Source organism: Comamonas sp. GW821-FHT11H03 (genome assembly GCF_058807955.1).
The window spans coordinates 589,406-614,558 of sequence record NZ_JBXARF010000002.1; the positions used below are offsets into that span (position 1 = coordinate 589,406).

Sequence of the window (25,153 nt, forward strand, 5' to 3'; positions counted from 1 at the left end):
ATGAGACGCTACGCACGCATCATTGGTACCGGCAGTTACCTGCCGCCCCGCCGCCTGACCAACAACGACCTCGCAGCCGAGCTGGCTCAGCGCGGCCTGGAAACCTCGGACGAGTGGATCGTCGAGCGCACCGGCATTCGTGCTCGCCACTTTGCCGAGCCCGATGTGACCAGCAGCGACCTGGCTCTGGAAGCCAGTCGCAACGCCATCGAGGCTGCAGGCATAGAGGCTTCGGATATTGATCTGATCATTGTCGCAACGTCCACCCCGGACATGGTGTTTCCCTCGACGGCCGCCATCCTGCAGCACAAGCTGGGCATCAGCAACGGTTGCCCAGCCTTTGATGTGCAGGCGGTGTGCAGCGGTTTCGTCTATGCCCTGGCGGTGGCCGATTCCATGATCCAGACCGGCGCTGCCAAGCGCGTGCTGGTGGTGGGCTCCGAAGTCTTCAGCCGCATCCTGGATTTCAACGACCGCACGACCTGCGTGCTGTTCGGTGATGGCGCAGGCGCCGTGGTGCTGGAGGCCTCCGATGAGCCCGGCATCCTGTCCACCGAGCTGCACGCTGATGGCAGCCATGTCGGCATTCTCTGCGTGCCGGGCAATGTCTCCGGCGGCAATGTGCTGGGCGATCCCTTGCTCAAGATGGATGGTCAGGCCGTGTTCAAGCTGGCGGTGAGCGTGCTGGACAAGGCGGCTCGCTCCGCGCTGGAAAAGGCAGGTCTGACGGATGCCGACATCGATTGGCTGATTCCGCATCAGGCCAATATCCGCATCATGCAAAGCACGGCACGAAAGCTCAAGCTGTCCATGGACAAGGTGGTGGTGACTGTCGATCAGCATGGCAACACCTCTGCGGCGTCGATTCCCCTGGCGCTAGACCATGGCGTGCGCAGCGGCCAGGTCAAAAAAGGCCAGACCGTGCTGCTCGAAGGCGTGGGTGGCGGCTTCACTTGGGGTGCTGTGCTCCTCAAGATGTAGCTGTAAGCGCAATCTGGATAAGCGTTTAAGGCAGTTTTTATACTAAGAAATATGAAGAAATTCGCATTTGTATTTCCTGGCCAGGGCTCTCAGTCCGTAGGCATGCTGGACGGCTGGGGTGATCATCCTGTCGTGGCTCAGACCGTAGCCGAGGCCTCCGAAGCTCTGGGTGAGGATGTGGGCCTGCTGATCAAGCAAGGCCCCAAGGAAGCGCTGGCGCTGACGACCAATACCCAGCCCGTGATGCTGGTGGCCGGTGTGGCGGCCTGGCGTGTCTGGCAGGCCGAAGGCGGCGCGCTGCCCGATGCCGTGGCCGGTCACTCCCTGGGCGAGTACTCGGCGCTGGTTGCGTCCGGCGTGCTGACGCTGGCTCAGGCCGCACCCCTGGTGCGTCTGCGCGCCGCTGCCATGCAGGATGCCGTGCCTGTGGGCACGGGCGGCATGGCGGCCGTGCTGGCGCTGGATGCTGAAAAGGTCAAGGCAGTCTGTGCCGAAGTGACGGCCCAGCTGGGCGGCGCTGAAGTGGTGGAAGCCGTGAACTTCAACGACCCTGGCCAGACCGTGATCGCCGGCAGCAAGCTGGCCGTGGAAAAGGCCTGCGAAGCGGTCAAGGCGGCCGGCGCCAAGCGCGCCCTGCCTCTGCCGGTCTCCGCACCTTTCCACTCCAGCCTGATGAAGCCCGCTGCAGAAAAGCTCAAGGCCGCGCTGGCCGAGCTGACACTGGCTGCTCCATTGATTCCCGTCATCAACAATATCGACGTGACCGTCCAAACGGACGCTGATGCGATTCGCGATGCCCTGTACCGCCAGGCCTTTGGCCCGGTGCGCTGGGTGGAGTGCGTGCAGGCCATCAAGGCTCGCGGCGTGACCCACATCGTGGAATGTGGGCCCGGCAAGGTGCTGGCCGGCATGGTCAAGCGTATTGACGCCGACCTGACGGGTGCTCCCCTGTTTGATACAGCCAGCCTGGCTGACGTGAAAGAATTGCTCGCATGACTGATAACCAGACCAAGCCCCAGGTTGCCCTGGTCACCGGTGCCACCCGTGGCATTGGTGCCGCCATCGCGCAGGAGCTGGCCTCCAAGGGCTATCAAGTGATTGGCACGGCCACATCGGATGCTGGCGCTGAAAAGATCAGCCAGGCTCTGTCCGCCTTCGGTGGCCGTGGTGTCACGCTGAACGTGACTGACGGCGCTGCCGTGGATGCCCTGATCGACTCCATCGTCAAGAATGACGGTGGCCTGCATGTGCTGGTCAACAACGCAGGCATTACCCGCGATACCCTGGCGATGCGCATGAAGGATGACGATTGGGATGCTGTCACCGACACCAATCTGAAGGCTGTTTTCCGAGTCAGCCGTGCGGCTATTCGTCCCATGATGAAGCAGCGTTTTGGCCGCATCATCAGCATCACCAGCGTGGTCGGCGCCTCGGGTAATGCCGGTCAGGCCAACTACGCTGCAGCCAAGGCTGGCGTGGCAGGCATGACCCGTGCCCTGGCCAAGGAACTGGGCAGCCGCGGCATCACCGTGAACTGCGTGGCTCCCGGCTTCATCGCCACGGACATGACGGCAGATCTGCCAGAGGCGCAGAAGGCTGCGCTCAAGGCGCAGATCGCCATGGGCGATCTGGGGCAGCCCAGCGACATCGCGCATGCGGTGGCCTATCTGGCTTCTGCCGGTGCCGGCTATGTGACGGGGCAGGAATTGCACGTCAACGGCGGCATGTACATGTAAGAAATTTCGGCAGTTTGCGCGGTGTTTGTCGCACTTGCTGCCAGAAGCTGAACACTTTTGCAAGTTCAGTGGCCGTTTCCTCGCGACGGCCAGCCGCCAAGGGGCTTCTCCCGAAACGGCTAGAATCGCGGGTTCATTCACAACCCCCTGAGGGAAACCATGAGCGATATCGAAGCACGTGTCAAAAAAATCATTGCCGAACAACTCGGCGTTGAAGAGTCCCAAGTGACCAACGAAAAGGCCTTCGTGGCTGACCTGGGCGCTGACTCCCTGGACACAGTGGAACTGGTGATGGCCCTGGAAGATGAATTCGGCATCGAGATCCCTGACGAAGACGCAGAGAAGATCACGACGGTGCAAAACGCCATCGACTACGCCAATACCCACCAAAAGGCCTAAGGTCTTTTTTCAGCGATCAGTTAAAGGTTTGAACGCATGAGCCGTCGTCGCGTTGTCGTGACCGGTCTAGGCTGCATCTCCCCCGTGGGTAACACGGTGGGCGAAGCCTGGGCCAATCTTTTGGCCGGCCAGTCCGGTATTGACCTCATCACCAAGTTCGATGCGTCGAACTTCTCCTGCAAGATTGCAGGTGAGGTCAAGGGATTTGATGTGGAGAAGTACATGAGCGCCAAAGATGCGCGCTCCATGGATACCTTCATTCATTACGGCATCGCGGCTGCGGAGCAAGCCGTTCTGGACGCAGGCCTGCCCACAGGCGAAGCCCTGTCCGAAGACCTGGCCACACGCATTGCCTGCGTGATCGGCTCGGGCATTGGCGGCCTGCCGCTGATCGAGAACACTCACGCAGAACTGGCTGCCCGCGGTCCTCGCCGCATCACGCCGTTCTTCGTGCCTGCTTCCATCATCAATATGGTGGCAGGGCATGTGTCCATGCGATTTGGCTTCAAGGGGCCGAATCTGTCGATAGTGACAGCCTGCACCACAGGCCTGCACTGCATCGGCGAAGCCGGACGCATGATCGAATACGGCGATGCAGACATCGTCGTGGCCGGTGGCACGGAAGCCACTGTTTCGCCTCTGGGTGTCGGCGGCTTTGCTGCCATGCGTGCGCTGTCAACGCGCAACGATGACCCGAAGGCTGCTTCGCGCCCCTGGGACAAGGACCGTGACGGTTTTGTGCTCGGTGAAGGTGCTGGCGTGCTGGTGCTCGAAGAGTACGAGCACGCCAAGGCCCGTGGCGCAAAGATTTACGCGGAGCTGGCTGGCTTTGGCATGAGTGCCGATGCCGGTCACATGACGGCTCCCAATATGGACGGCCCCCGCCGCGCCATGCTCAACGCTTTGCGCAATGCCGGTGTGAACCAGGATCAGGTCAACTACCTGAATGCGCACGGCACGTCCACACCGCTGGGCGATGCGAACGAATCCAATGCCATCAAGGCGGCCATGGGTGAGTTCGCCAAGAAGAATCTGGTGGTCAGCTCGACCAAGTCCATGACGGGTCACCTGCTGGGTGGTGCTGGTGGCATCGAGAGCGTTTTCACCGTGATGGCGCTGCACGACCAGAAGATTCCTCCGACCATCAATTTGGTGAACCAGGATCCCGGGTGCGATCTGGACTATTGCGCCAACACAGCGCGTGACGCCAAGCTGGAAGTCGCCGTGAAGAACAACTTCGGTTTCGGCGGTACCAACGGCACACTGGTCTTCAAGCGCGTCTGAGTCGCGTCGAGCCGCTTCTGCACAAGCCCGCACCGGCCCTGGCCTTGCGGGCTTTGTTCTATGTGCGGCTTGATCGTGCTTTCCCTAGCTTTGCTGCAGCCGGGTTTTCGCACATGGTCGGCCCATGAGTGCTCGCTACCATGCTCCAGCCGTTGCCTATGTCTTTGTCCGGCCTAGCTGGGCCGGAGGGGGGCTGGTGCTGACCGGAATGGTCCTGCTGATGGCTCTGCTGGTCTGGTGCCTGCAAGTCCAATCGGGCTGGTTGCAGGTGCTGCTGGCTTTACCGGCCTTGATCCTGGCCGCGGTGCTGCTTTACGGGCAGTGGCGCAACTGGCCGCAAGGACGTCTGCTCTGGAATGGCGAGCATTGGTTGCTGGAGGCCGAAAACCTGTCAACCGCTCGGTCACTGCCTGTGCGGCTGGCGGTGGGGTTTGATGGTGGCCACTGGCTTTGGCTCAGTGTTTCGGATGCTTTAGTGTTCAGGACCAAGGGCGGAAGGCGCAAGGCGCTATGGATTTTCCTGTCCCAACGACACAGCCCCGAGCAATGGGGAGACTTGCGGCGTGCGGTATATTCCTCCATCGTGCCGCTGGCAGAGCAAGGCTAGGCCTTCGCCGGTTATGGCAGCACGCCGCTTGGCCTTTCATGACACCTCCCGATTTTCCCACTCCCTCTGCCGACAGCGATCTGGCTCTGGTCGAACGAGCCAATGCTGGCGACACACGGGCTTTTGAGCTGCTGGTCATCAAGTACCAGCGCCGCATCGAGCGTCTGGTGGGCCGCATGGTGCGCGATGTCGACCTGGTGCCCGACATTACGCAGGAAACCTTCATCCGCGCCTACAAGGCCTTGCACCAGTTTCGCGGCGAGGCCCAGTTCTACACCTGGCTGTACCGCATTGCCGTCAACACGGCCAAGAAGGCCTTGATGGAAATGCATCGCTCGCCGGTGATAACCGAGAGCGCGTTACACGCTGGGGACGATGACGATGAAACTTCTTTTCACAGACAGGAACTAACGACTCAGGAAACCCCGGAAACAGTGTTGGCGGCGCGTGAAATTGCCGAAGCCGTCAATGCCGCCATGGAGGCTTTGCCCGAGGATTTGCGCCAGGCGGTCACGCTGCGCGAAATCGAGGGGCTCAGCTATGAAGAAATCGCGCAGGCGATGGACTGTCCCATAGGTACGGTGCGCTCGCGCATCTTTCGGGCACGCGAGGCGATTTCGGCCAGGGTCAAGCCCCTGCTGGAGCGCCAGGGTGGAAAGCGTTGGTAGTACAGGCAAGACGAGCAGGTGAACTTCATGAATGACGATCTGATCAAGCAGGAACAGTTGTCGGCCCTGGTGGATGGCGAGACTTCCTCGGTCCAGATGCAGGACGTGCTTTCCTATGCGGAAAGCGACGAAGGCCAGCATTCCTGGGCCATGTATCACCTGATTGGCGATGTGCTGCGTTCTCCCGAGCTGGCCCATCACAGTCAGCACGATATTCTGAGCCGCGTGCGCGCTCATATGGAGCGCGAGCCGATCCGCGGCATTCATCTGCCCGGTGTGACCGCAGATGCAGCCAGCTCCCTGGGTTTGGGCGGTCTGGAACAGATCACAGCAGCCGAGGAGCGCGGGCAGGCTCAGGGCAACGGCGCAACCGTGGTCAGCCTGCCTGCCCGTCAGGCGGCCAATGCATCGGTCTTTCGCTGGAAGATGGCCGCCGGCTTTGCTTCGGTTGCTGCCGTGGCCGCCGTTGGCTGGGGGGTCATGCTCGCAGGCTCGGGGGGGCTGTACGGCCGCCAGGGTGGGGCGCAGCTCGCTGCTCTGAGCCCGAATGCCGTAGTGGCCGCTGCGCCTGCTGCATCGCTGGGCTTGAGCCAGCCCGTTTCGGACGGTGAAGAGACAGCCATGCCCTTGGGTTCGGAGGCCCAGTCTTCCACCGTGGTGGCAGTTGCTGGTCCCAACGGCCAGACCGTGATGCTGCGCGATCCGCGTCTGGACGAATTGCTGGCTTCTCACCCTCAGCAAAGCAGCGCGCCCAATCTGCAGATGCCGGCCAGCTTTTTGCGCAATGCAAGCTTTGCCACGGCCACCCGCCATTGATGCTTTTCCACACAGCCGTCTTGGCCTGAAATGCATGGTTTCAGGTCTAGGCTTTTTCCCGGCTTGCGTACGCAGCTATTGATTTAGGATCAGTTGGGCGCAGATACTGTTTCATCTGCGCCCAATTTGAAGGGCCGGATCGCTTTCAGTCGATGGCGGCTTTTGCCAGAAAGCGTTTCAATGCTCTCACCTATTTTCTCTCATGGGTCTGATTTGGCGACCCGTTCTGTCAGACGACTCGAACAAGGAATAAAAACGATGCGCACACCAGCCTGGACGACGCTCAAATCCCGTGTTTCGGCTACAGCCATTGCCAGTGCTATGGCGATCGCGGCTCTGGCCGCAGGAGGCATGCTGCCAGTTACTGCTGCTCATGCCCAAAGTGCTGCAACGGCGCGCGGTCTGCCGGACTTCACGGATCTGGTCGATCAGGTCGGACCTTCCGTGGTCAACATTCGAACGCTGGAGAAGGTCTCCAACAACAGCGCCGAAGCTCTGGGCATGGATGAGGATATGCTGGAGTTCTTTCGCCGCTTCGGCCTTCCCGTGCCCAATGTGCCGCGTCAGCGTTCACCCAAGGGCGGTCAATCAGAGGAGGAGCAGCCCCGTGGCGTGGGCTCTGGCTTCATCCTTACGGCCGACGGCTATGTGATGACCAATGCCCATGTGGTAGACGGCGCAGATGAAGTCATTGTCACGCTGACGGACAAGCGCGAGTTCAAGGCAAAAATAGTCGGCGCAGACAAGCGTACCGATGTCGCCGTGGTCAAGATCGATGCCAAGGGGCTTCCCGCGGTCAAGATCGGCGATGTGAGCAAGCTGCGTGTGGGCGAGTGGGTCATGGCGATAGGCTCGCCCTTCGGACTCGAAAATTCGGTCACAGCCGGCATTGTCTCGGCCAAGCAGCGCGACACCGGAGACTACCTGCCCTTCATCCAGACCGATGTGGCCATCAATCCCGGCAACTCGGGCGGCCCGCTGATCAATATGCGCGGAGAGGTGGTGGGGATCAACAGCCAGATCTATTCGCGCTCGGGCGGTTTCATGGGTATCAGCTTTGCGATTCCCGCCGATGAAGCGATTCGTGTCAGCGATCAACTGCGTGCCACCGGCAAGGTCACGCGCGGCCGTATTGGCGTGCAGATTGGTCCCGTGACCAAGGATGTGGCCGAGTCCATAGGCCTGGGCAAGCCAGAAGGCGCTCTGGTGTCGGCCGTCGAGCCGGACTCCCCTGCCGCAAAGGCTGGCGTGGAGGCGGGCGACGTGATCACCAAGTTCGATGGCAAAGCCATCGAGAAGGTCTCCGATCTGCCGCGTCTCGTAGGAAATACCAAGCCAGGCACCAAGAGCGCCATTACCGTGCTGCGCCGTGGCAAGCTCAAGGAGTTGAGCATGGTGATTGCCGAAGTGCCTTCCGACGAATCTGCCAAGACCAAGGCTGGCAGCAGCGGTGCAGGCAAGACTCCATCCGGTACGCTGGAGAACAAGTCGCTGGGTCTGACGCTGAGCGAGCTGACGTCTGCACAGAAGAAGGAGCTGGCCATCAAGGGCGGCGTGCGCGTGGCGGCTGCGGTGGATGCCGCAGCCCGTGCCGGCTTGCGTGAAGGCGATGTGATCCTGCAACTGGCGAATGCGGAAGTCTCCGATCTCAAGAGCTTCGAGGCTGCCTGGGCCAAGGCCGACAAGTCCAAACCCGTCAATGTGCTGGTGCGCCGTGGTGACTGGGCGCAGTATGTATTGATTCGCCCTGCCAAATAACTGTGGTGAAAAGCCTGCATGGGCTTGTTGCCATTTCGTGATCTGAAATGACAACAAGCCCTCAGCCTGTCAGTGTCCCTATGCCATTGGGTAGAATCCCACGCAAATGCATGGTGGTTGGACGCAAAAAATCACGCTGACAGGCGGTTTTCAAGCGGTGCAAAAGCCTTTGCAATCTCCGGCTGCTGATGGCTAAACAGTGTTTTTCGGTTTGTGGATAATTTGTTGATAAATGAATTCGAAAATCACAAACCGAAACTTGTCAAGCCTTGCCGGGTCTTGGCTTGCGGCCAGTTTTGCCTACAATAAAGTCCCAACTATCGCAGTTGCCAGAGATTGTTGGTTAAGGGCGCGCCGCTTGAGGGACGCGCCCTTTTTTCTTGCTGCTGCAGGCCACTTTTTTCAATTCCAAAGCTGTCTTTCTCGTTGATGAATCACATCCGTAATTTCTCCATCATTGCGCACATTGACCATGGCAAGTCCACCCTGGCGGACCGCCTGATCCAGCGCTGCGGAGGCCTTGCCGACCGCGATATGGAAGCCCAGGTGCTGGACTCGATGGACATCGAGAAAGAGCGCGGCATCACCATCAAGGCCCAGACCGCGGCCCTGCAGTACAAGGCCAAGGATGGTCAGGTCTACAACCTGAACCTGATCGACACCCCCGGCCACGTGGACTTCTCCTACGAAGTCTCGCGCTCGCTGTCGGCCTGCGAAGGCGGCCTGCTGGTGGTCGATGCCTCCCAGGGCGTGGAAGCCCAGACCGTGGCCAATTGCTACACCGCGCTCGATCTGGGCGTGGAGGTGTTCGCCGTCCTCAACAAGATGGATCTGCCCCAGGCCGATCCCGAGAACGCCAAGGCCGAGATCGAGGACGTGATCGGCATTGATGCCAGCGACGCCATTCCCTGCTCGGCCAAGACCGGCATGGGTATCGACGAGATCCTGGAAGCCATCGTGGCCAAGGTTCCTGCCCCCAAGGGCAATCCCGACGGCCCGCTGCGCGCCATGATCGTGGACAGCTGGTTCGACCCCTACGTGGGCGTCGTGATGCTGGTGCGCGTGGTCGACGGTCAGCTCAAGAAGGGCGAGCGCTTCAAGATGATGGCCACAGGCGCAGCCTATGAAGCCAACAACATCGGCGTGTTCACCCCTGCCAACCAGCCGCGCGATGCGCTCAAGGCCGGTGAGGTGGGCTACATCATTGCCGGCATCAAGGAGCTCAAGGCCGCCAAGGTCGGCGACACCGTCACGCTGGAAAAGAAGCTACCCAACAACCTGGGCCCGGCCGAGAAGGCCTTGCCCGGCTTCAAGGAAGTCAAGCCCCAGGTGTTTGCGGGTCTGTACCCTACCGAAGCCTCTGAATACGACCAGTTGCGTGATGCGCTGGAAAAGCTGCAGCTCAACGATGCGGCGCTGCAGTTCGAGCCCGAAGTCTCGCAGGCGCTGGGCTTTGGCTTCCGCTGCGGCTTCCTGGGCCTGCTGCACATGGAAATCGTGCAGGAACGCCTGGAGCGCGAGTTCGATCAGGACCTGATCACCACAGCCCCTAGCGTGGTGTACGAAGTGGTCAAGGCCGACGGCGAAGTCATCCAGGTGGAAAACCCCTCCAAGATGCCTGATCAGGGCCGCATGGAAGAAATCCGCGAGCCCATCGTGACCGTGCATCTTTACATGCCGCAAGACTATGTCGGCCCGGTGATGACGCTGGCCAACCAGAAGCGCGGCGTGCAGAAGAACATGGCCTACCACGGTCGTCAGGTCATGCTGACCTATGAAATGCCGCTGGGCGAAATCGTGCTGGACTTCTTCGACAAGCTCAAGTCCGTGTCGCGCGGCTATGCCTCCATGGACTATGAGTTCCTGGAGTACCGCGCTTCCGACGTGGTGAAGGTCGATATCTTGCTCAACGGCGAGAAGGTCGATGCCTTGTCCATCATCGTGCACCGCTCGCAGTCCGTGTATCGCGGCCGCGCCGTGGTCGCGAAGATGCGCGAGATCATCAGCCGCCAGATGTTCGATGTGGCCATTCAGGCTGCCATCGGCGCCAACATCATTGCGCGCGAGACCGTCAAGGCCATGCGCAAGAACGTGCTGGCCAAGTGCTATGGCGGCGACATCACGCGCAAGCGCAAGCTGCTCGAAAAGCAGAAGGCCGGCAAGAAGCGTATGAAGCAGATTGGTTCGGTAGAAGTGCCGCAGGAAGCCTTCCTGGCCATTCTGCAAGTGGAGGATTGATGCAAGTCATGCAGTGGATCACGGCCGCCATCCTGGCGGCCTTTGTAGGCTATATCGCGGCCTGGTACACCGGCTCCATCGAAGGCAACTTCGCATTGCTGCTGTTTCTGGCAACCGTGGTGACCGGCGTGTACTGGCTGGCCGAGCGCTTTTACTTCTGGCCGCGGCGCCGAGCGGCTGCGGCCGCGTTGGAGCAGGCTGCGGTCGAGCGCCGCGCCGAGCTGGACCGCATGGGCATCGCCAAGACAGACATCGAGGTCTCCGACGACGCCAGGGGCCGCATCCTCATGCAGCCCTGGTGGCTGGACTGGACCGCCGGTCTGTTCCCGGTGATCGCCATCGTCTTCGTGCTGCGCTCCTTCCTGTTCGAGCCGTTCAAGATTCCCTCAGGCTCCATGATTCCGACGCTGATGGTGGGCGACCTGATCCTGGTCAACAAATTCACCTACGGCATCCGTCTGCCCGTGATCAACAAGAAGATCACCGAAGGCAACAAGCCCCAGCGTGGCGATGTGATGGTGTTCCGCTACCCGCCCCAGCCCACGCTGGACTACATCAAGCGTGTGGTGGGCGTGCCCGGCGATGAAGTGGCCTATATCAACAAGCGTCTGAGCATCAACGGCAAGGAGCTGCCCACCCGCGAGCTGCCGGACTTTCTGGACCGTGACGTGATGCGTTACTTCAAGCAGTTCGAGGAAACCCTGGGCGAGCAGCCGCACCGTACCATCGTCAACAACGATGTGCCGGCCTTCATTCAGGGAGCGAGCAACTTCGAGTACAAGGAAAACTGTCGCTACAGCGTTGAAGGCGTGACCTGCAAGGTGCCCGAAGGGTACTACTTCATGATGGGCGACAACCGCGACAACTCGCTGGACTCGCGCTACTGGGGCTTTGTGCCGGACCAGAACATCGTGGGCAAGGCATTTTTTGTCTGGATGAACTTCGGTGATCTGAGCCGTATCGGCCGCTTCCACTGAACACCGGCAATCGGTTCGTCATTTTTCTGGGATACACGGGCAGGAACATGCCCGGCTTCAGAGGGGAAAAGCATGAAAAATCTGGCATTGCGCTCCAGGCAGCGCGGTCTGTCCTTCATCGGTCTGGTGTTTCTCGTGGCCATCATCGTGGCGGTTGCCGCAATTGGCGCACAATCGGTGCCCGTCTTCCTGGAGTACCAGGCCATCACCAAGGCGGCCAACAAGGCCGCCGCTGAAGGCAGTAGCGTTGCCGAAGTCAAGGCCAGCTTTGATCGTTCGGCCTCCATTGATGATTTCAAGTCCATCTCCGGCAACGATCTGAACGTGACCAAGGTCAACGACAAGATCGTCGTGGGCTTCGAGTATTCCCGTGAGATTCATCTGGCAGGCCCTGCCTACCTTGTTTACCGTTTCAAGAAATAGACCTTTCAGGTGGAACCTGCTCTAGTCGCTCTGCAGCAAAGGCTGCAACATCAATTTGCCAACCCGGCGCTGCTGCAGCGTGCCATCACGCACCGCAGCTTCTCTGCCGACAACAACGAGCGACTGGAGTTTCTGGGCGACTCGGTGCTCAGTCTGGCCATCTCCAGCTTGCTCTATGCCAAGCTGGCCTCCATGCCCGAAGGCGATCTCTCGCGTGTTCGGGCCAATCTCGTCAAGGAAGGCACGCTGCACAAGATTGCGCTGAAGCTGCAGTTGCCCGATCTGCTGCGTCTGGGTGAGGGCGAAGCCAAGTCCGGTGGCAAGCAGCGCCCGTCCATCCTGGCCGATGCCGTGGAGGCGCTGATCGGAGCCGTCTACCTCGATGCCGGTTTTGCCGCCGGCGAGACAGTCGTCCACCACCTCTTCGAGGGCGTGGACATCAATCCCCACATGCGTGCGGCCGACAAAGACCCCAAGACCGCACTGCAGGAATTGCTACAGGGCAAGCGCATGAAGCTGCCGCAATACCATGTGGTGGAAATCAGTGGCGCGGCGCACAAGCAGACCTTCAAGGTCGAGTGCACGATTGCCGAATGGAATATCAGCGCCCAGGGCTCGGGAGCATCCCGCCGCATGGGCGAGCAGGCAGCCGCCGCTGCCTTGCTGGAAAAAGTGAAAGCCAAAAATCCATGACCGATGCTGCTAAGAAAAAGATAGCGGGCACCGCAGGTGCAGAAAAAGCCAAGGGCCAAAAAGGTCCCAAGTCTGTGACTACCGATATCAGCGACCCCAACCTGGACTACATCAGCGCCATGCTGGCTGCTGCCAAGCCGGGCAGCACGCCGACCGCCATCCGCGACCAGGAGGAAGAAGCTCCGGCGCGCGTCTACGCGCCCGAAGAGCAGCGCTGCGGCCTGATCGCCATCGTCGGCAAGCCCAATGTGGGCAAGTCCACGCTGATGAACGCACTGGTGGGTCAGAAGATCTCCATCACTTCGCGCAAGGCACAGACCACGCGCCACCGCATCACCGGCATCCGCACCAAGGACGAGACCCAGTTCGTCTTTGTGGATACCCCCGGTTTCCAGACCAAGCATTCCACCGCCCTGAACAAGTCGCTCAACAAGACCGTGATGGGCGCGATCGGCGATGTGGACCTGATCCTGTTCGTGGTGGAGGCGGGCAGCTTCACGCTGGCCGACGCCAAGGTGCTTAGCCTGTTCAAGCCAGGCATCCCCACGCTCTTGATCGCCAACAAGCTCGATACCGTGGGTCGACGCGCCGAGATCGCGCCCTGGCTGCGCGATATGCAGGAGCGCCATCCTTTTGCCGAGTTCGTGCCCATGTCGGCCAAGAACAAAAAGGATATCGAGCGCATGTATGGCATCTGCGCCAAATACCTGCCGCAGCAGCCCTGGTTCTACGGTGAGGACGAACTGACCGACCGCAGCGAGAAGTTTCTGGCTTCCGAGACCCTGCGCGAGAAGCTGTTCCGCTTCACGGGCGACGAGCTTCCCTACACCTCGACGGTGGTCATCGACAAGTTCGAGGAGGAGCCCAGCCCCAAGTTCGGCCGCTTCATGCGCGTTGCCGCCACCATCGTGGTCGAGCGCGACGGTCACAAGGCCATGGTGATCGGCCAGGGTGGCGAGCGCCTCAAGCGCATTTCCACCGAAACCCGCCAGGAGCTGGAAAAGCTGCTCAACGCCAAGGTGTTCCTGGAAGTCTGGGTCAAGGTCAAGTCCGGCTGGGCCGATGACGAGGCCCGGGTCAGGTCCTTCGGCTATGAGTAAAACTTTTTGACCCCCACGCTCGCTCACTGCGTGTGCTCGCTGCCCCCCGAGGGGGCCCGGACCCGGCTTAGGCCGGGTTTTGCCTTGGGGCGGCCTGGCGGCAAAACCGCCCCCTTCACCTTTTTGTTGTGGTACGGAGCAAGTCATGGCTAGCGCCAAACGCGTCGGTGACGAACCCGCATACATCCTGCACCAGTACGACTGGAGCGAATCCAGCCTGATCCTGGAGGTGTTCACACGCCATCGCGGGCGCGTGGCGCTTGCGGCCAAGGGCGTCAAGCGCCATACCTCCAACTTTCGCCCTGTGCTGCTGCCACTGCAGCCGCTCAAGCTCAGCTACACGCTGGGAGCAGAGGGCAATGCCGAGATTCATAGCCTGAAGGGGGCGGAATGGGTGGGCGGGCATGTCATGCCCCAGGGTGATGCGCTGTGGTCGGGCATGTACCTGAACGAGCTGCTGCTGCGCCTGCTGGCACGCGACGACCCTTATACGGCGCTGTTCGACATCTATGCCGGTGTGGTGCGCGTGCTGGCTGGCCAGCATGGCGGCACGACCGAGGCCATCGAGCCCGTGCTGCGCGCCTTCGAGCTGGTGCTGCTGCGAGAACTCGGCCATCTGCCCGATCTGAGGCAGGAAAGCGCCACGCTCAGCCAGGTCAACAGTGTTTTGCGCTACACGCTGGTGGCCGATGGGGGGTTGCGCCAGGCTTCTGGCTACGAACGCGCGGCCCTGACCGGCGTGCAGTGGCAGAGCATAGAGCTGGCGCTGCAGGCCGAGCAGCCGTTTCCGAGAACCCTGAACGCGCTGTCCGAGCCCGAAGTGGCCCAGGCCCTGAAGCCGCAATTGCGCCATCTTCTGCAATACCATTGCGGCTCAACCATGCTGCGCACCCGCCAGCTGATGATGGATTTGCAATCGCTATGAATACCTCTGCCTCCCCACGCACCGCGCTTTCGGTCAATGTCAACAAGGTGGCGCTGCTGCGCAATACCCGCCATCTGGGCATTCCCTCCGTGACGCGTGCGGCGCAGATCTGCCTGGAGGCCGGAGCGCAGGGCATCACCATTCACCCGCGTCCGGATGAGCGCCATATCCGTGCGCAGGATGTGTTCGAGCTGCACGAGCTGCTCAAGAACTGGCCTCAGGCCGAGTTCAATATCGAAGGCAATCCCACGCAGAACCTGATGGATTTCATCCGCCAGACGCGTCCGCATCAGGCCACGTTCGTGCCCGACAGCGAAGACCAGTTCACCAGCGACCATGGCTGGAGCTTTCCCCAGGATGCCGAACGCCTCAAGCCCTTGATTGCCGAATGCAAGGCGCTGGGCGTGCGCGTGAGCCTGTTCATGGACCCCATCCCCGAGCAGATGGCGGCTGCCAAGGCGGTCGGCGCCGACCGCGTGGAACTCTACACTGAGCCCTTTGCCGCCAACTGGGGCCAAGCCGGCCAGGAGCAGCAACTGCAAGCCTATGCCAGGGCCGCGCAGGCCGCGCTGGATGCAGGCCTGGGCATCAATGCCGGCCATGACCTCAATCGCGACAACCTCGCGGCCTTTGTGGCCCGGGTGCCCGGTCTGGCTGAGGTCTCCATCGGCCACGCTCTGGTCGCCGATGCGCTGGAGCTGGGCTATGCCCAGACTGTCAAGGCCTACCAAGCCTGCATCGACTCTGGCATGGCAGACAAAAATTCCTGAAAAAGATAGCTGATAGCACTTTCTAGGTAAGCGTTTTAGGCCTTTTTCTCTAAAAGGAGTCATGGATGATTTACGGCATCGGCACCGATATCTGCGACGTGCGCCGCATTCGCGCCAGCCTGGAAAAGCATGGCGAGCGCTTTGCCCGCAAGGTTCTGGCCGATGGCGAGTTGGCGACCTGGAAGGCGCGCAGCGAGCGCTGGCCCGAGCGCGGCATCCGCTATATGGCCACGCGCTTTTCGGCCAAGGAGGCTTTCAGCAAGGCCGTGGGAATGGGCATGGTCATGCCCATGACCTGGCGCCATTGCGAAGTCATCAAGCTGCCCAGCGGCCAGCCAGCGATTCGTCTGCATGGCGAACTCAAGGAGTGGTTTGAGAAGAACAATCTGACGGCGCACCTGTCCGTCACCGATGAATCCGACTACGCAGCCAGCTTTTGTGTCGTCGAAAGAAAAGAGTGAAACTGGCCTCTGGTGCTCGATATATAAGCGCCGGATGCTATGGAAATATATAAATCATGAGCATGCATGCACCTCTGATCATTGATATTGCCGGCACATCGCTGACCGATGTGGACCGCGCGCGCCTGGCCCATCCGCTGGTGGGCGGCATCATTCTCTTCAAACGCAACTGGGAAGACCGCAGTGCGCTGGTCCAGCTGTGCGCAGATATCAAGGCCGTCAAGCCCGATCTGCTGATCAGCGTGGACCACGAGGGCGGCCGCGTGCAGCGCTTTCGCACCGATGGCTTCACGCATATTCCGCCGATGCGCGCCTTTGGCGAGAAGTGGATGGATGACGGTAAGGGCAAAAAGCACCGCGAAGGCAGCGGCGCCATGCGGGCCATGAACGCTGCCACGGCCGCCGGCTATGTGCTGGGTACGGAGCTGCGCGCCTGCGGCGTGGACTTCAGCTTCACGCCTGTGCTGGATCTGGACTACGGCGAATCCTCGGTCATCGGTGACCGTAGCTTTCACCGCGACCCGCGCGTGGTGGCCGCTCTGGCCAAAAGCCTGATGCACGGCCTGTTACAGGCCGGCATGGGCAATTGCGGCAAGCATTTTCCCGGGCATGGCTTTGTGAAGGCCGATTCGCATGTGGACATTCCCGTCGACAAGCGTAGCCTGACGGCCATCCTCGACGAAGACGCCGCGCCCTATCCCTGGCTGTCCAGCGTGCTGACCGCCGTCATGCCCGCCCATGTGATCTATCCCAAGGTGGACAAGCGCCCGGCGGGCTTCAGCGAGAAATGGCTCAAGGACATCCTGCGCGCCCGTCTGCGCTATGACGGAGCCATCTTCAGTGACGACCTGAGCATGGAGGGCGCGCGCCGCATTGATGGCGCACTCATCAGCTACACCGATGCCGCGTTGACGGCCCTGAATGCGGGCTGCGACATGGTGCTGCTGTGCAACCAGAGCCTGGGTCTGGGCGAGCATGTGGACGAGTTGCTGGACGGCATGGATGCGGCACTGCGCGATGGTCGCTGGGTGCCCGATATCGACTCCGAATCGCGCCGTGTCTCGCTGCTGCCCGATACCGAACCCCAGGCATGGGAGGATCTGATGCGCCAGCCCGCCTATCTGCAGGCGCTGGATCTGCTGCCGTAGGCCAGGACTTGCCCGACCCCGCCATCCGCTGCCTCTGATGCAAGGGCAGCGGATTTTTTTATGGCTTTTGAAGGCCGGGCAGGGCGGTCTCGCACATTTAAGTCTGGCCTCAGCTAGCCGGCTTAGGGTGAGCTCAGTAGCCCGGCAGCGGCATCAGTGCCGCGCCAGTTGTTCAAGAATCACCGAAAGCCTGCATGAATTCGAAGATTTCGAGACCTGAGTCCCGCAAACACCGACCGGGCGTGCTGCGCCAGGCCTTTTCCCTGACCCGGCCCTATTTCCAGTCCGAGGAGAAATGGAAGGCCTGGGGGCTGCTGGCCGCCATCGTGGGCCTCAATCTCGCAGCGGTGTTCATGCTGGTGCAGATCAATGAATGGAACCGGGTGTTCTATGACGCATTGCAGAACAAGCAGGCCGAGGTGTTCTGGCAGCAGCTATGGCGCTTTCTCTGGCTGGCCCTGGTCTATATCGTCATCGCGGTCTACAAGTTCTATCTGACGCAGTTGCTGCAGCTCAACTGGCGGCGCTGGCTGACCGAGCACATGTTGCAGCGCTGGTTGTCGGCCAAGGCGTTCTACCGGCTGGAGCTGGGGCGCTATGGCGTGGACGGCAATGCCAAGGCCCCCGACAACCCCGACCAGCGGATTCAGGAGGACCTGAATCTCTTCACCACCTATACCGTGTCGCTGTCCATGGGGTTGCTGAATGCGGCCGTCACCTTTGTGAGCTTCGTCGGCATTCTGTGGAGCCTTAGTTCCGTCGTCGATATCGGTCTGCCTGCCCTGTTCGGCGGCGGGCAGCTGCAGGTTTCCGGCTTCATGGTCTGGATGGCGGTGCTGTATTGCCTGGTCGGCAGTGCCATCACCTTCTGGATCGGCAAACCCCAGGTCTGGCTCAACAGCCGCCAGCAGCAGCTGGAGGCCAATTTCCGCCACCACCTGATCCGCGTGCGCGAGCATGCCGAAGCCATCGCCCTGGACGGCGGCGAGCGCGTGGAGGGCGCGCAGATCGGCCTGCGTTTTGGCGATGCCCTGGGCAACTACCTGAACCTGATCAAGAAGCAGAAGAGTCTGGGATGGTTTACCAATTTCTTCGGCCAGGCGGCCGTGGTCTTTCCCTTCATCATTGCCGCACCCCGCTTTTTCAGTGGCGCCATCCAGTTGGGTCAGCTCATGCAGATAGGCTCGGCCTTCAATCAGGTGCAGGACTCGCTGAGCTGGATTGTCAACAACTACTCCGATATCGCGGCCTGGCGGGCCACGACCTTGCGTCTGGCCGGTTTTGACGAGAGTCTGCGCGAGCAGGAGGAGCATCCGCTCGGCGTGCAGCTTGCAGCGTCGACCCAGTTGCAGACCCGGGCTCTCGATGTGTCCCTGCCCGCAGGCAGCCCCATCGTGGCGGACGCCGAGCTTCAGATACGCCCGGGTCAGAGGCTGCTGATCAGCGGGCCTTCGGGCAGCGGAAAGTCCACCTTGCTGCGGGCCTTTGCCGGCATCTGGCCCTATGCGCGAGGTCAGGTGGAGCGGCCTCTGGACGCGATGTTCATTCCTCAGCGTCCCTATTTTCCCGACGGCAGCCTGCGCGATGCGCTGGCCTATCCGGAGCCGGCGGCAAGCTACAGCGACGCTGAGCTCAAGCAGGTCTTGCGCGAAGCGCAGCTGCCGCAGCTGCAGGAGCGGCTGGACAGCCAGGCGGCCTGGAACAGCAGCCTGTCGGGAGGCGAGCAGCAGCGGCTGTCCGTGGCGCGGGTCCTGCTCAAGCGTCCGGCCTGGGTGTTTGCGGACGAGGCCACGAGCGCGCTGGACAATGCCGCCGAAGCGCAGATCTACAGCCGGCTGGTGCAGCTGGTGCAAAGCAGAGGCGGGGCACTGGTCTCGGTGGCCCACCGCGACAGCGTGACGGAGTTCCACACGGCCCGCTGGCTGCTTTCGCCGCAGCAAGGGATCCGGGAGGCCGGCCCTGCAGGGAGCTGCTGAAGCAGGCAGGTTCGAGGACAAGCAGTCTCAACCGCAGTGCAGGCCTGCGAGGCTTTGGCTGCAGCTTTCTCGTGGGATGATGTGCATTCGAGAATCTTTGGAGAGCGAGCCCATGCGCGTTGGTGTGCTGACCGGTGGCGGCGATTGCCCCGGCCTCAATGCGGTGATCCGTGCGGTCACCAAGTCCCTGATCAACCATGGCCAGTGCGAGGTGCTGGGCATTGCCGACGGCTTTGAAGGCCTGATGGATGCAAACCCGCGCGTCAGAGCGCTGAGTTGGGACGAAGTCAGCGGCATTTTGCATATCGGCGGCACGATCCTGGGCACCAGCAATAGCGCCAACCCGCTGCGCGATGCGGCCACGCTGGCCCAGGTGGGGAGCAACGTCAAGGCGCTGGCACTGGATGTGGTGGTCGCCATCGGAGGCGACGGCACCATGAGTCTGGCCCACGGTCTGGCGCAGGTGGGACTGCAATGCGTGGGCGTGCCCAAGACCATCGATAACGACATTGCCAACTGCGAGCGCAGCTTCGGCTTTGACACGGCCGTGGCCACGGTGACCGAAAGCCTGCGCCGCATCGAGAGCACGGCCATGAGCCATCACCGCGTGATGATCGTCGAGACCATGGGTCGCCACGCGGGCTGGCTGGCGCTGGAGTCCGGCATTGCCGGTGCTGCCGACATCATTTTGCTGCCCGAGATCGATTACGACCTGCAGTCCATCATCAAGGTTTGCCAGGAGCGCGAGCGGCGTCAGCGCTACACCATCATCTGCATCGGCGAGGGGGCCAAGGAAAGCGGCCAGAGCCTGACGGTGCGCGAGCGGATTGCACACAGTCCCGACCCCGTGCGCCTGGGCGGCGTCGGCCATGTGCTGCGCGAGCGCCTGCAACCCCATCTCCAGAGCGAGGTGCGCACCACGGTGCTGGGCCATGTGCAGCGCGGCGGCGATCCGACTCCGTTTGACCGGGTGCTGGCCACGCAGTTCGGCCACCATGCGGCGCAGCTGGTGCTGGACGGCCGGCTGGGCCATATGGTCACGCTGCAGAACGGCCGCATCGGCAGTGTGGCGATTGCCGATGTGGCCAATACCCAGCGCACCGTGCCGCTGGACAGCCCGCTGCTGACCATGGCGCGCGATATCGGAATTTGCTTCGGCGAGGCCTGAGCTGCGCTAAGGTGTGAGCCTGCGCGCACTTTCGGCGCGCCGGAGAAATTGAGCATGGACCGACATGAAGAAGCCGTGATGCAGTTGCTCACGGCCAACGGTGAGACTTTTGTGGCCCCCAAGTACGAGGTGGCCGATGGCTGGCAATGTCCGGCTTTCGTGGCATTGCGCCCGGCTCGTCGCCAGGTCTATGTGGTCGAGGTATCGGCTTCCGGCTATCCGCTGGCGCTGGTCAACCGTCTCAACGAGCGGGTCGAGAAATGGTATGCCCCGCTGCTGTCGCAGCTGCACGGCCTGGGCATCACGCAGCCCGACTGGGAGATCGCCTGCCTGGTGTTTGTGCGCAGCGATCAGATCGACTGGCTCAAGGAGCGCGTCAAGGACTTGAGCGGCGTGCATGTGCTCGGCCTGGAGCAAGCCAGCAGCCCCTGGGTCTGGGACGATGCGGTCTGGACTTCCGAGATGAAGTTCGACGCGGGATGCATTCCGCAGCGTGGCGGCAAGGCTGTCGGTCTGACGCATTGATGGCCACCGGAAATTTTCATGAAATTGGCCTCAATCCACTTGTATTCAAGCGATTGAAGCTATCGATTTGATAGAGATGCAGGCCCATGAACACCACTCACTTGCAGGTAGGCAGATGACTCTTTTTCGAATTCTGATCGCGGCGGCTTTGACAGCCTGCGCCGCTGCCGCCCAGGCTGCAGACTGGCAGATCTGCGATCTCAAAGTGCAGGTGCGAGAAAAGCAAAGCGGTGGCCGCGCGCTGCAGACCCGCGTGCTCGAAGCCAAGGCCAGGGGTGATGCCGAATGTCCGCAACCGGGCACGGCGCTGAGCTTCAGGCCCGAAACGGCGGACTATCAAAGCGAGCTGCCGCGCAAGCAGTGGCCCAGCCCCGGTGCTGCCGTGACGGTACGCTTTCGCTATCTGGACGGGCAATGCAAGAATCGCGGCGCCTGCCGCATCGAGCACTACTCGCCGATGCCGCACTGAATCTTCCATCCGCTGCGTCATGCGCTGCATCGCTCGGCGCTGAAAGCGGCCCGAATTGCCAAGCTGCGGCCAAGAGAGGCTTGCCTGCTCGCCTATGATCGGGGGCTTGGCCCCATATATGCAGGATGCAACCATGACCACCCTAGGAACCCCTCTCTCCCCCAATGCCACCAAAGTCATGCTGCTGGGCAGCGGCGAGCTGGGCAAGGAAGTGCTGATTGCCCTGCAGCGCCTGGGCGTGGAAACCATTGCCGTGGACCGCTATGAAAACGCGCCTGGCCAGCAGGTGGCCCACCATGCGCGTACCATCACCATGAGCGATCCGGCCCAGCTCAAGGCGCTGATCGAAGAGGTCAAACCCGATCTGGTCGTGCCCGAGATAGAAGCCATTGCCACGCCCATGCTGGAAGAGCTGGAGGCAGCAGGCGCCATCACCTGCATTCCCACAGCCCGCGCCGCGCGTCTGACCATGGACCGCGAAGGTATTCGCCGGCTGGCCGCCGAGACCCTGGGCCTGCCCACCAGCCCCTATCGTTTCTGCGACTCCCTGGCCGAGCTGCAAGCAGCGATCGAGGGCAGCGACGGCCAGCCCGCCATCGGCTACCCCTGTGTGGTCAAGCCCGTGATGAGCAGCTCGGGCAAGGGCCAGAGCAAGATCGACGGCCCGGCCGATGTGGCCAAGGCCTGGGATTACGCCATGGCTGGCGGCCGTGTGGCCAAGGGCCGGGTGATCGTCGAAGGCTTTATTGACTTCGACTACGAAATCACCCAGCTGACCGTGCGCGCCAAGGGTGCGGATGGTCAGATCGAAACCCATTTCTGCGACCCCGTGGGCCACGTCCAGCAGGCCGGCGACTATGTGGAAAGCTGGCAGCCCCACCCCATGCACCCTGCCGCGCTGGAGAAATCGCGCCAGATTGCCAAGGCCGTCACCGACGACCTGGGCGGCCTGGGTCTGTTTGGCGTGGAACTGTTTGTGAAGGGCGAGCAGGTCTGGTTCAGCGAAGTCTCGCCACGCCCTCATGACACAGGCTTGGTGACGCTGTGCACGCAGTGGCAAAGCGAGTTCGAGCTGCATGCCCGCGCGATTCTGGGTCTGCCTGTGGATGCCAGCCTGCGCAACCCCGGTGCCAGTGCCGTGATCTACGGCGGTCAGGATGCCGAAGGCCTGGTGTTTGATGGCGTGGAGCAAGCCCTGGCCGTGCCCGGCACCGATCTACGCCTCTTCGGCAAGCCCGAGAGCTTTGTCAAGCGCCGCATGGGTGTGGCCCTGGCGCGCGCCAGCGATGTGGAGCAGGCCCGTGTGAATGCCAAGCTGGCTGCCAGCAAGGTCAGGCCGCGTCTGCCTTGAGGGAATCAAAAAAGGGCTTCTCAGGAAGCCCTTTTGCATGGAGGCCGGGTATCAGCCGCTCTCAGCCCGAGGCAGCGGCGCTGCCGCCAGGAGTGGTGATGGCCACGGCGCACGCTTCCTCCTGGCTGGTGGCAGGAGTGTTCTCCGTGACCATCGGCATGCCGCCTTTCCAGCGGCGAATGACGCGCTGGAAGATCAGGGAGTTGGGAATCTGCAGCAGATTGGGCATGCCCGCCGGTGCGCTGTCATCCTGCAAGGTGATGTAGAGCATGTTGAGGTCGATCACGCGGCCCTTGGCTCCAGGTTTTTCGGCAGTGTCGAGCACCTCGATATAGTCGCCCAGACGGAAGGGGCCAACGGTGACGATCAGCAGCGCGCAGAACAGGTTGGAGAGCACGCTCCAGGCTGCGAAGAAGGCAACGGCGCCCACGGTGGCAAAGCCGGTGAAAGCCGTCCAGAGAACGGTAGCCGACATGCCCAGGCGCTCCAGAATCGCCAGCACGGCGGCGGCGATGATGATCCAGCGAAACACGCCGCGCAGCGGCATGAGCAGCTCATGAGGCAGGTCGTAGGCCTTGCCTGCGCGCGAGATGATGCGCTTGATGAGCCAGTTGATCAGCCAGGCCACCAGGATGATGAGAAAGATCTGAATCCCGGGAATCAGGATTTCAAGCCAGTCCTGCATCCAATCGGGCAGGCGCATTTGAAGACGACGCATAACCAGTCACTCGAGAAAAACGGCAGAGGTCAGTCCCGAAGGACCGACAGGACAATGCGCCAATCCTAGCGTCTCTTGAGCGCAGCGCTGATAAGTGTCGATCGGCAAGGCTGTGCCGCAACGCTGCTTGGTGGACTGCTAGGCGTGACGCGGCGAATCGAAGGCCTGACCGTGCTTGACTACCCGATGCCGCGCGGGGCGCTGGCGGGCTACTACCCGGAGCTCAACCCCCTGCTGCCGCTGGACTACTACGACCGGATCAGCGGCACGCCAGCGGCGAAATCCATTCCGGTACGGATGCGCGCGCAGGTCGACGTGCCTGCGTAAGGCCCCGTGCCTACAATTGCTCTTTGTCGCTCAGCACGATGCTGCCATCCAGCAGCACCGGCACCATCTGGGTCCAGCCCTTGGCGTTGTAGTCAAGGCTGACCAGGTACACCCAGCCGCGCGCTGTATCCTCGCCCTGCGCCGCAGCGCCTTCGGTAAACCGCTGCAGGCTAACCTCGGAAACCACGAAGTCATCGCTGGGATAGCGCAGGTGCGCGTGGGCCAGCGCGGCCGCCGTTGCTTGATGCACCGACAGCGGCGGCTCGGCGCGTGCCGGGTCGAAGGCGGGAAGCGTTCGCAACCGCGTCCCGCTTACCTGCCAGCGTTCATGGGTGTCGGCGCCATCGCCGCTGGACAGCACGGTCCATTGGCGTTCGCCTGCCATGACCGGAGGGCTCAGCAACGCGGACAGCAGGAAGGCAGCAGAGGCGATGCGGGCAGACATGAAAAAGCTCCAATGAACGTCATGCATCATGACAGCAGGCAGCAGCGACGGGCGCGTCGTGCGTTGGCTATCATCAGCTCGTGGACATATCCGGACTGCTAGATCTGTCTTTGCTCTATGGTGTCCATCTGCATCTCGAAGCTGAAGAAGCGGTTGCGCCCTTGCGATTTGGCGGCGTACAGGGCTTCGTCGGCTCGCATCAGCATGGATTCGGCGCTGGTGTGCTCGTCGGGAATGCAGGTGGTAATGCCGCCGGAGAGGGTCAGCGGAATATCCTCGGTGGTTCCTGGCGGGCGAACCTTGAGGAACTTGAGCATTTGGCCGAGAGCACGGGCGAATGTCATCGAACCGGAGCGCGGGGTATTGGGCAGGATCAGGGCAAATTCTTCACCGCCGTAACGTGCGGCGATGTCGCGCGGGCGCACGCAGACTTCGCGCAGCAGACGCCCGACCTGCTTGAGGCATTCGTCGCCCTGGACATGGCCGTAGTTATCGTTGAAGTGCTTGAAGTGATCGAGGTCGCAAAGCATCAGCGTCAGCGGCCTGCTCTCGCGCCTTGCCGCAGCAATTTCGGCATGCAGCATGCGATCGAGGCCTCGGCGATTGACCAGGCCCGTGAGCGCATCGAGCTCCACCATTTCGTTGAGCTTTTGATTCGCCAGATGCAGCTCTGCAGAGACCGTGACCAGGCGACGGCGCATGTCCAGCAGGCGGCGCATGGCGCGCAGCTTGGCGACCAGCACAATGGGTTTGACGGGTTTGACCAGATAGTCGTCGCCGCCCGCCTCAATACCGCGCCAGACGTCCAGATCGTTGTCCAGGCCGGAGAGAAAGATGATGGGTGTCCACTCGCCGGGCTCGGCCTCGCGCAGCTGGCGCGCGACCCAGTAGCCGTCTTCGCCGGGCAGGCGGATGTCCAGCAGCACCAGGTCGGGCCTTTCGCTGCGAAACAGTGCCAGCGCGGTGCGGCCGTTTTCGGCTTCCAGCACCTGGGTCACGCCGGCCTGGCGAAGTTCCGTCACCAGAGCAGCGCGCATGACGGCCTGATCCTCGACGACCAGCACGGAGAACGGCGTCGCGGAATCGGGCGACGAGAACCGTGCACCGCTGGATTCGATGGCAGACAAAGCTGATGCAGAAGATGGCAGAGCTGTCATGGGAGGAAGATCAGGGGCGGACGCATCTGTAGT

The 25,153-nt window shown here is 61.8% G+C and carries 27 protein-coding genes; 24 read left to right on the forward strand and 3 right to left on the reverse strand.

What is annotated here, in order from left to right; translation table 11 throughout:
• The 23 genes from AC1RTQ_RS07120 (at position 1) to purT (ending at position 22,473) form a co-directional block, all read left to right on the forward strand.
• Positions 1-981, forward strand: a complete 981-nt coding sequence (locus tag AC1RTQ_RS07120; protein WP_302092003.1) for a beta-ketoacyl-ACP synthase III — start codon at positions 1-3, stop codon at positions 979-981.
• A 51-nt stretch (positions 982-1,032) separates the two neighbouring features.
• Positions 1,033-1,977 carry an ACP S-malonyltransferase gene (gene fabD, locus AC1RTQ_RS07125; RefSeq protein ID WP_492874833.1) on the forward strand — a complete coding sequence of 315 codons (945 nt, stop codon included), beginning with the start codon at positions 1,033-1,035 and terminating at the stop codon, positions 1,975-1,977.
• A complete protein-coding gene (fabG, locus tag AC1RTQ_RS07130; RefSeq protein ID WP_003058052.1) occupies positions 1,974-2,717 on the forward strand; it encodes a 3-oxoacyl-ACP reductase FabG in 744 nt (247 codons plus the stop codon). The genes fabD and fabG overlap by 4 nt, the downstream gene beginning before the upstream one ends.
• A 159-nt stretch (positions 2,718-2,876) precedes the next feature.
• Complete coding sequence (gene acpP, locus AC1RTQ_RS07135; RefSeq protein WP_003058049.1) at positions 2,877-3,116, forward strand: acyl carrier protein; 240 nt, start codon at positions 2,877-2,879, stop codon at positions 3,114-3,116.
• A gap of 36 nt (positions 3,117-3,152) precedes the next feature.
• A complete protein-coding gene (gene fabF, locus AC1RTQ_RS07140) occupies positions 3,153-4,400 on the forward strand; it encodes a beta-ketoacyl-ACP synthase II (protein WP_302092001.1) in 1,248 nt (415 codons plus the stop codon).
• A 124-nt stretch (positions 4,401-4,524) separates the two neighbouring features.
• Positions 4,525-5,007, forward strand: a complete 483-nt coding sequence (locus AC1RTQ_RS07145) for a hypothetical protein (RefSeq protein WP_492874834.1) — start codon at positions 4,525-4,527, stop codon at positions 5,005-5,007.
• Positions 5,008-5,045: 38 nt separating this feature from the next.
• Entirely contained in the window at positions 5,046-5,675 is a 630-nt protein-coding gene (gene rpoE, locus AC1RTQ_RS07150) for an RNA polymerase sigma factor RpoE (RefSeq protein WP_492874835.1), read from the forward strand.
• A gap of 27 nt (positions 5,676-5,702) precedes the next feature.
• On the forward strand, positions 5,703-6,491 hold the full coding sequence (locus AC1RTQ_RS07155) for a sigma-E factor negative regulatory protein (RefSeq protein ID WP_304351393.1): 789 nt from the start codon (positions 5,703-5,705) through the stop codon (positions 6,489-6,491).
• 258 nt (positions 6,492-6,749) lie between these two features.
• The gene (locus AC1RTQ_RS07160) at positions 6,750-8,249 is read left to right on the forward strand and encodes a DegQ family serine endoprotease (protein ID WP_302091997.1); all 1,500 of its coding nucleotides are present in this window, start codon (positions 6,750-6,752) and stop codon (positions 8,247-8,249) included.
• Between the two features lie 429 nt (positions 8,250-8,678).
• Entirely contained in the window at positions 8,679-10,487 is a 1,809-nt protein-coding gene (lepA, locus tag AC1RTQ_RS07165) for a translation elongation factor 4 (RefSeq protein WP_302091996.1), read from the forward strand.
• Positions 10,487-11,464, forward strand: a complete 978-nt coding sequence (lepB, locus tag AC1RTQ_RS07170; protein ID WP_492874836.1) for a signal peptidase I — start codon at positions 10,487-10,489, stop codon at positions 11,462-11,464. Before lepA ends, lepB begins: the two co-directional genes overlap by 1 nt.
• A 72-nt stretch (positions 11,465-11,536) precedes the next feature.
• Positions 11,537-11,887, forward strand: coding sequence for a DUF4845 domain-containing protein (locus tag AC1RTQ_RS07175; RefSeq protein ID WP_034364897.1), 351 nt, complete (start codon positions 11,537-11,539; stop codon positions 11,885-11,887).
• Positions 11,888-11,896: 9 nt separating this feature from the next.
• Positions 11,897-12,580: a ribonuclease III gene (rnc, locus tag AC1RTQ_RS07180; RefSeq protein ID WP_302091994.1), complete on the forward strand. Its 684-nt coding sequence runs from the start codon at positions 11,897-11,899 to the stop codon at positions 12,578-12,580.
• Positions 12,577-13,680: a GTPase Era gene (gene era, locus AC1RTQ_RS07185; RefSeq protein WP_302091993.1), complete on the forward strand. Its 1,104-nt coding sequence runs from the start codon at positions 12,577-12,579 to the stop codon at positions 13,678-13,680. The genes rnc and era overlap by 4 nt, the downstream gene beginning before the upstream one ends.
• 145 nt (positions 13,681-13,825) lie before the next feature.
• Positions 13,826-14,605, forward strand: coding sequence for a DNA repair protein RecO (gene recO, locus AC1RTQ_RS07190; protein WP_302091992.1), 780 nt, complete (start codon positions 13,826-13,828; stop codon positions 14,603-14,605).
• Positions 14,602-15,375 (forward strand): pyridoxine 5'-phosphate synthase, encoded by a 774-nt coding sequence (locus AC1RTQ_RS07195; protein ID WP_492874837.1) that lies wholly within the window; start codon positions 14,602-14,604, stop codon positions 15,373-15,375. Before recO ends, AC1RTQ_RS07195 begins: the two co-directional genes overlap by 4 nt.
• Before the next feature lie 65 nt (positions 15,376-15,440).
• On the forward strand, positions 15,441-15,836 hold the full coding sequence (gene acpS, locus AC1RTQ_RS07200) for a holo-ACP synthase (protein ID WP_003064212.1): 396 nt from the start codon (positions 15,441-15,443) through the stop codon (positions 15,834-15,836).
• A 56-nt stretch (positions 15,837-15,892) separates the two neighbouring features.
• Positions 15,893-16,984 carry a beta-N-acetylhexosaminidase gene (gene nagZ, locus AC1RTQ_RS07205; RefSeq protein ID WP_492874838.1) on the forward strand — a complete coding sequence of 364 codons (1,092 nt, stop codon included), beginning with the start codon at positions 15,893-15,895 and terminating at the stop codon, positions 16,982-16,984.
• Between the two features lie 194 nt (positions 16,985-17,178).
• The gene (locus AC1RTQ_RS07210; protein WP_492874839.1) at positions 17,179-18,960 is read left to right on the forward strand and encodes an ABC transporter ATP-binding protein/permease; all 1,782 of its coding nucleotides are present in this window, start codon (positions 17,179-17,181) and stop codon (positions 18,958-18,960) included.
• Positions 18,961-19,072: 112 nt separating this feature from the next.
• A complete protein-coding gene (locus AC1RTQ_RS07215; protein WP_492874840.1) occupies positions 19,073-20,128 on the forward strand; it encodes a 6-phosphofructokinase in 1,056 nt (351 codons plus the stop codon).
• Between the two features lie 54 nt (positions 20,129-20,182).
• Positions 20,183-20,653: a hypothetical protein gene (locus AC1RTQ_RS07220; protein ID WP_492874841.1), complete on the forward strand. Its 471-nt coding sequence runs from the start codon at positions 20,183-20,185 to the stop codon at positions 20,651-20,653.
• A gap of 115 nt (positions 20,654-20,768) precedes the next feature.
• Positions 20,769-21,122: a hypothetical protein gene (locus AC1RTQ_RS07225; protein ID WP_302091986.1), complete on the forward strand. Its 354-nt coding sequence runs from the start codon at positions 20,769-20,771 to the stop codon at positions 21,120-21,122.
• A gap of 133 nt (positions 21,123-21,255) precedes the next feature.
• Entirely contained in the window at positions 21,256-22,473 is a 1,218-nt protein-coding gene (gene purT / locus AC1RTQ_RS07230) for a formate-dependent phosphoribosylglycinamide formyltransferase (protein WP_492874842.1), read from the forward strand.
• 61 nt (positions 22,474-22,534) lie between these two features.
• Here purT and AC1RTQ_RS07235 read toward each other — a convergent pair whose 3' ends face one another.
• Positions 22,535-23,191 carry a mechanosensitive ion channel family protein gene (locus AC1RTQ_RS07235; RefSeq protein ID WP_302091984.1) on the reverse strand — a complete coding sequence of 219 codons (657 nt, stop codon included), beginning with the start codon at positions 23,189-23,191 and terminating at the stop codon, positions 22,535-22,537.
• Between the two features lie 144 nt (positions 23,192-23,335).
• Here AC1RTQ_RS07235 and AC1RTQ_RS07240 point away from each other — a divergent pair, with 144 nt between their 5' ends.
• Positions 23,336-23,518, forward strand: coding sequence for a hypothetical protein (locus AC1RTQ_RS07240; RefSeq protein WP_409814416.1), 183 nt, complete (start codon positions 23,336-23,338; stop codon positions 23,516-23,518).
• A gap of 10 nt (positions 23,519-23,528) precedes the next feature.
• Here AC1RTQ_RS07240 and AC1RTQ_RS07245 read toward each other — a convergent pair whose 3' ends face one another.
• Together AC1RTQ_RS07245 and AC1RTQ_RS07250 are read right to left on the reverse strand one after the other, a co-directional pair.
• Positions 23,529-23,963 carry a hypothetical protein gene (locus AC1RTQ_RS07245; protein ID WP_492874843.1) on the reverse strand — a complete coding sequence of 145 codons (435 nt, stop codon included), beginning with the start codon at positions 23,961-23,963 and terminating at the stop codon, positions 23,529-23,531.
• Positions 23,964-24,061: 98 nt separating this feature from the next.
• Positions 24,062-25,120, reverse strand: a complete 1,059-nt coding sequence (locus AC1RTQ_RS07250; protein ID WP_302091981.1) for a GGDEF domain-containing response regulator — start codon at positions 25,118-25,120, stop codon at positions 24,062-24,064.
• Positions 25,121-25,153 lie beyond the last annotated feature (33 nt).

What these genes read in the sequence shown, in the direction of transcription:
- AC1RTQ_RS07120 (WP_302092003.1), top strand. Translation starts at nt 1, where the DNA reads ATGAGACGCTACGCACGCATCATTGGTACCGGCAGTTACCTGCCGCCC.
- fabD (WP_492874833.1), top strand. Translation starts at nt 1,033, where the DNA reads ATGAAGAAATTCGCATTTGTATTTCCTGGCCAGGGCTCTCAGTCCGTA.
- fabG (WP_003058052.1), top strand. Translation starts at nt 1,974, where the DNA reads ATGACTGATAACCAGACCAAGCCCCAGGTTGCCCTGGTCACCGGTGCC.
- acpP (WP_003058049.1), top strand. Translation starts at nt 2,877, where the DNA reads ATGAGCGATATCGAAGCACGTGTCAAAAAAATCATTGCCGAACAACTC.
- fabF (WP_302092001.1), top strand. Translation starts at nt 3,153, where the DNA reads ATGAGCCGTCGTCGCGTTGTCGTGACCGGTCTAGGCTGCATCTCCCCC.
- AC1RTQ_RS07145 (WP_492874834.1), top strand. Translation starts at nt 4,525, where the DNA reads ATGAGTGCTCGCTACCATGCTCCAGCCGTTGCCTATGTCTTTGTCCGG.
- rpoE (WP_492874835.1), top strand. Translation starts at nt 5,046, where the DNA reads ATGACACCTCCCGATTTTCCCACTCCCTCTGCCGACAGCGATCTGGCT.
- AC1RTQ_RS07155 (WP_304351393.1), top strand. Translation starts at nt 5,703, where the DNA reads ATGAATGACGATCTGATCAAGCAGGAACAGTTGTCGGCCCTGGTGGAT.
- AC1RTQ_RS07160 (WP_302091997.1), top strand. Translation starts at nt 6,750, where the DNA reads ATGCGCACACCAGCCTGGACGACGCTCAAATCCCGTGTTTCGGCTACA.
- lepA (WP_302091996.1), top strand. Translation starts at nt 8,679, where the DNA reads ATGAATCACATCCGTAATTTCTCCATCATTGCGCACATTGACCATGGC.
- lepB (WP_492874836.1), top strand. Translation starts at nt 10,487, where the DNA reads ATGCAAGTCATGCAGTGGATCACGGCCGCCATCCTGGCGGCCTTTGTA.
- AC1RTQ_RS07175 (WP_034364897.1), top strand. Translation starts at nt 11,537, where the DNA reads ATGAAAAATCTGGCATTGCGCTCCAGGCAGCGCGGTCTGTCCTTCATC.
- era (WP_302091993.1), top strand. Translation starts at nt 12,577, where the DNA reads ATGACCGATGCTGCTAAGAAAAAGATAGCGGGCACCGCAGGTGCAGAA.
- recO (WP_302091992.1), top strand. Translation starts at nt 13,826, where the DNA reads ATGGCTAGCGCCAAACGCGTCGGTGACGAACCCGCATACATCCTGCAC.
- AC1RTQ_RS07195 (WP_492874837.1), top strand. Translation starts at nt 14,602, where the DNA reads ATGAATACCTCTGCCTCCCCACGCACCGCGCTTTCGGTCAATGTCAAC.
- acpS (WP_003064212.1), top strand. Translation starts at nt 15,441, where the DNA reads ATGATTTACGGCATCGGCACCGATATCTGCGACGTGCGCCGCATTCGC.
- nagZ (WP_492874838.1), top strand. Translation starts at nt 15,893, where the DNA reads ATGAGCATGCATGCACCTCTGATCATTGATATTGCCGGCACATCGCTG.
- AC1RTQ_RS07210 (WP_492874839.1), top strand. Translation starts at nt 17,179, where the DNA reads ATGAATTCGAAGATTTCGAGACCTGAGTCCCGCAAACACCGACCGGGC.
- AC1RTQ_RS07215 (WP_492874840.1), top strand. Translation starts at nt 19,073, where the DNA reads ATGCGCGTTGGTGTGCTGACCGGTGGCGGCGATTGCCCCGGCCTCAAT.
- AC1RTQ_RS07220 (WP_492874841.1), top strand. Translation starts at nt 20,183, where the DNA reads ATGGACCGACATGAAGAAGCCGTGATGCAGTTGCTCACGGCCAACGGT.
- AC1RTQ_RS07225 (WP_302091986.1), top strand. Translation starts at nt 20,769, where the DNA reads ATGACTCTTTTTCGAATTCTGATCGCGGCGGCTTTGACAGCCTGCGCC.
- purT (WP_492874842.1), top strand. Translation starts at nt 21,256, where the DNA reads ATGACCACCCTAGGAACCCCTCTCTCCCCCAATGCCACCAAAGTCATG.
- AC1RTQ_RS07235 (WP_302091984.1), bottom strand. Translation starts at nt 23,191, where the DNA reads ATGCGTCGTCTTCAAATGCGCCTGCCCGATTGGATGCAGGACTGGCTT.
- AC1RTQ_RS07245 (WP_492874843.1), bottom strand. Translation starts at nt 23,963, where the DNA reads ATGTCTGCCCGCATCGCCTCTGCTGCCTTCCTGCTGTCCGCGTTGCTG.
- AC1RTQ_RS07250 (WP_302091981.1), bottom strand. Translation starts at nt 25,120, where the DNA reads ATGACAGCTCTGCCATCTTCTGCATCAGCTTTGTCTGCCATCGAATCC.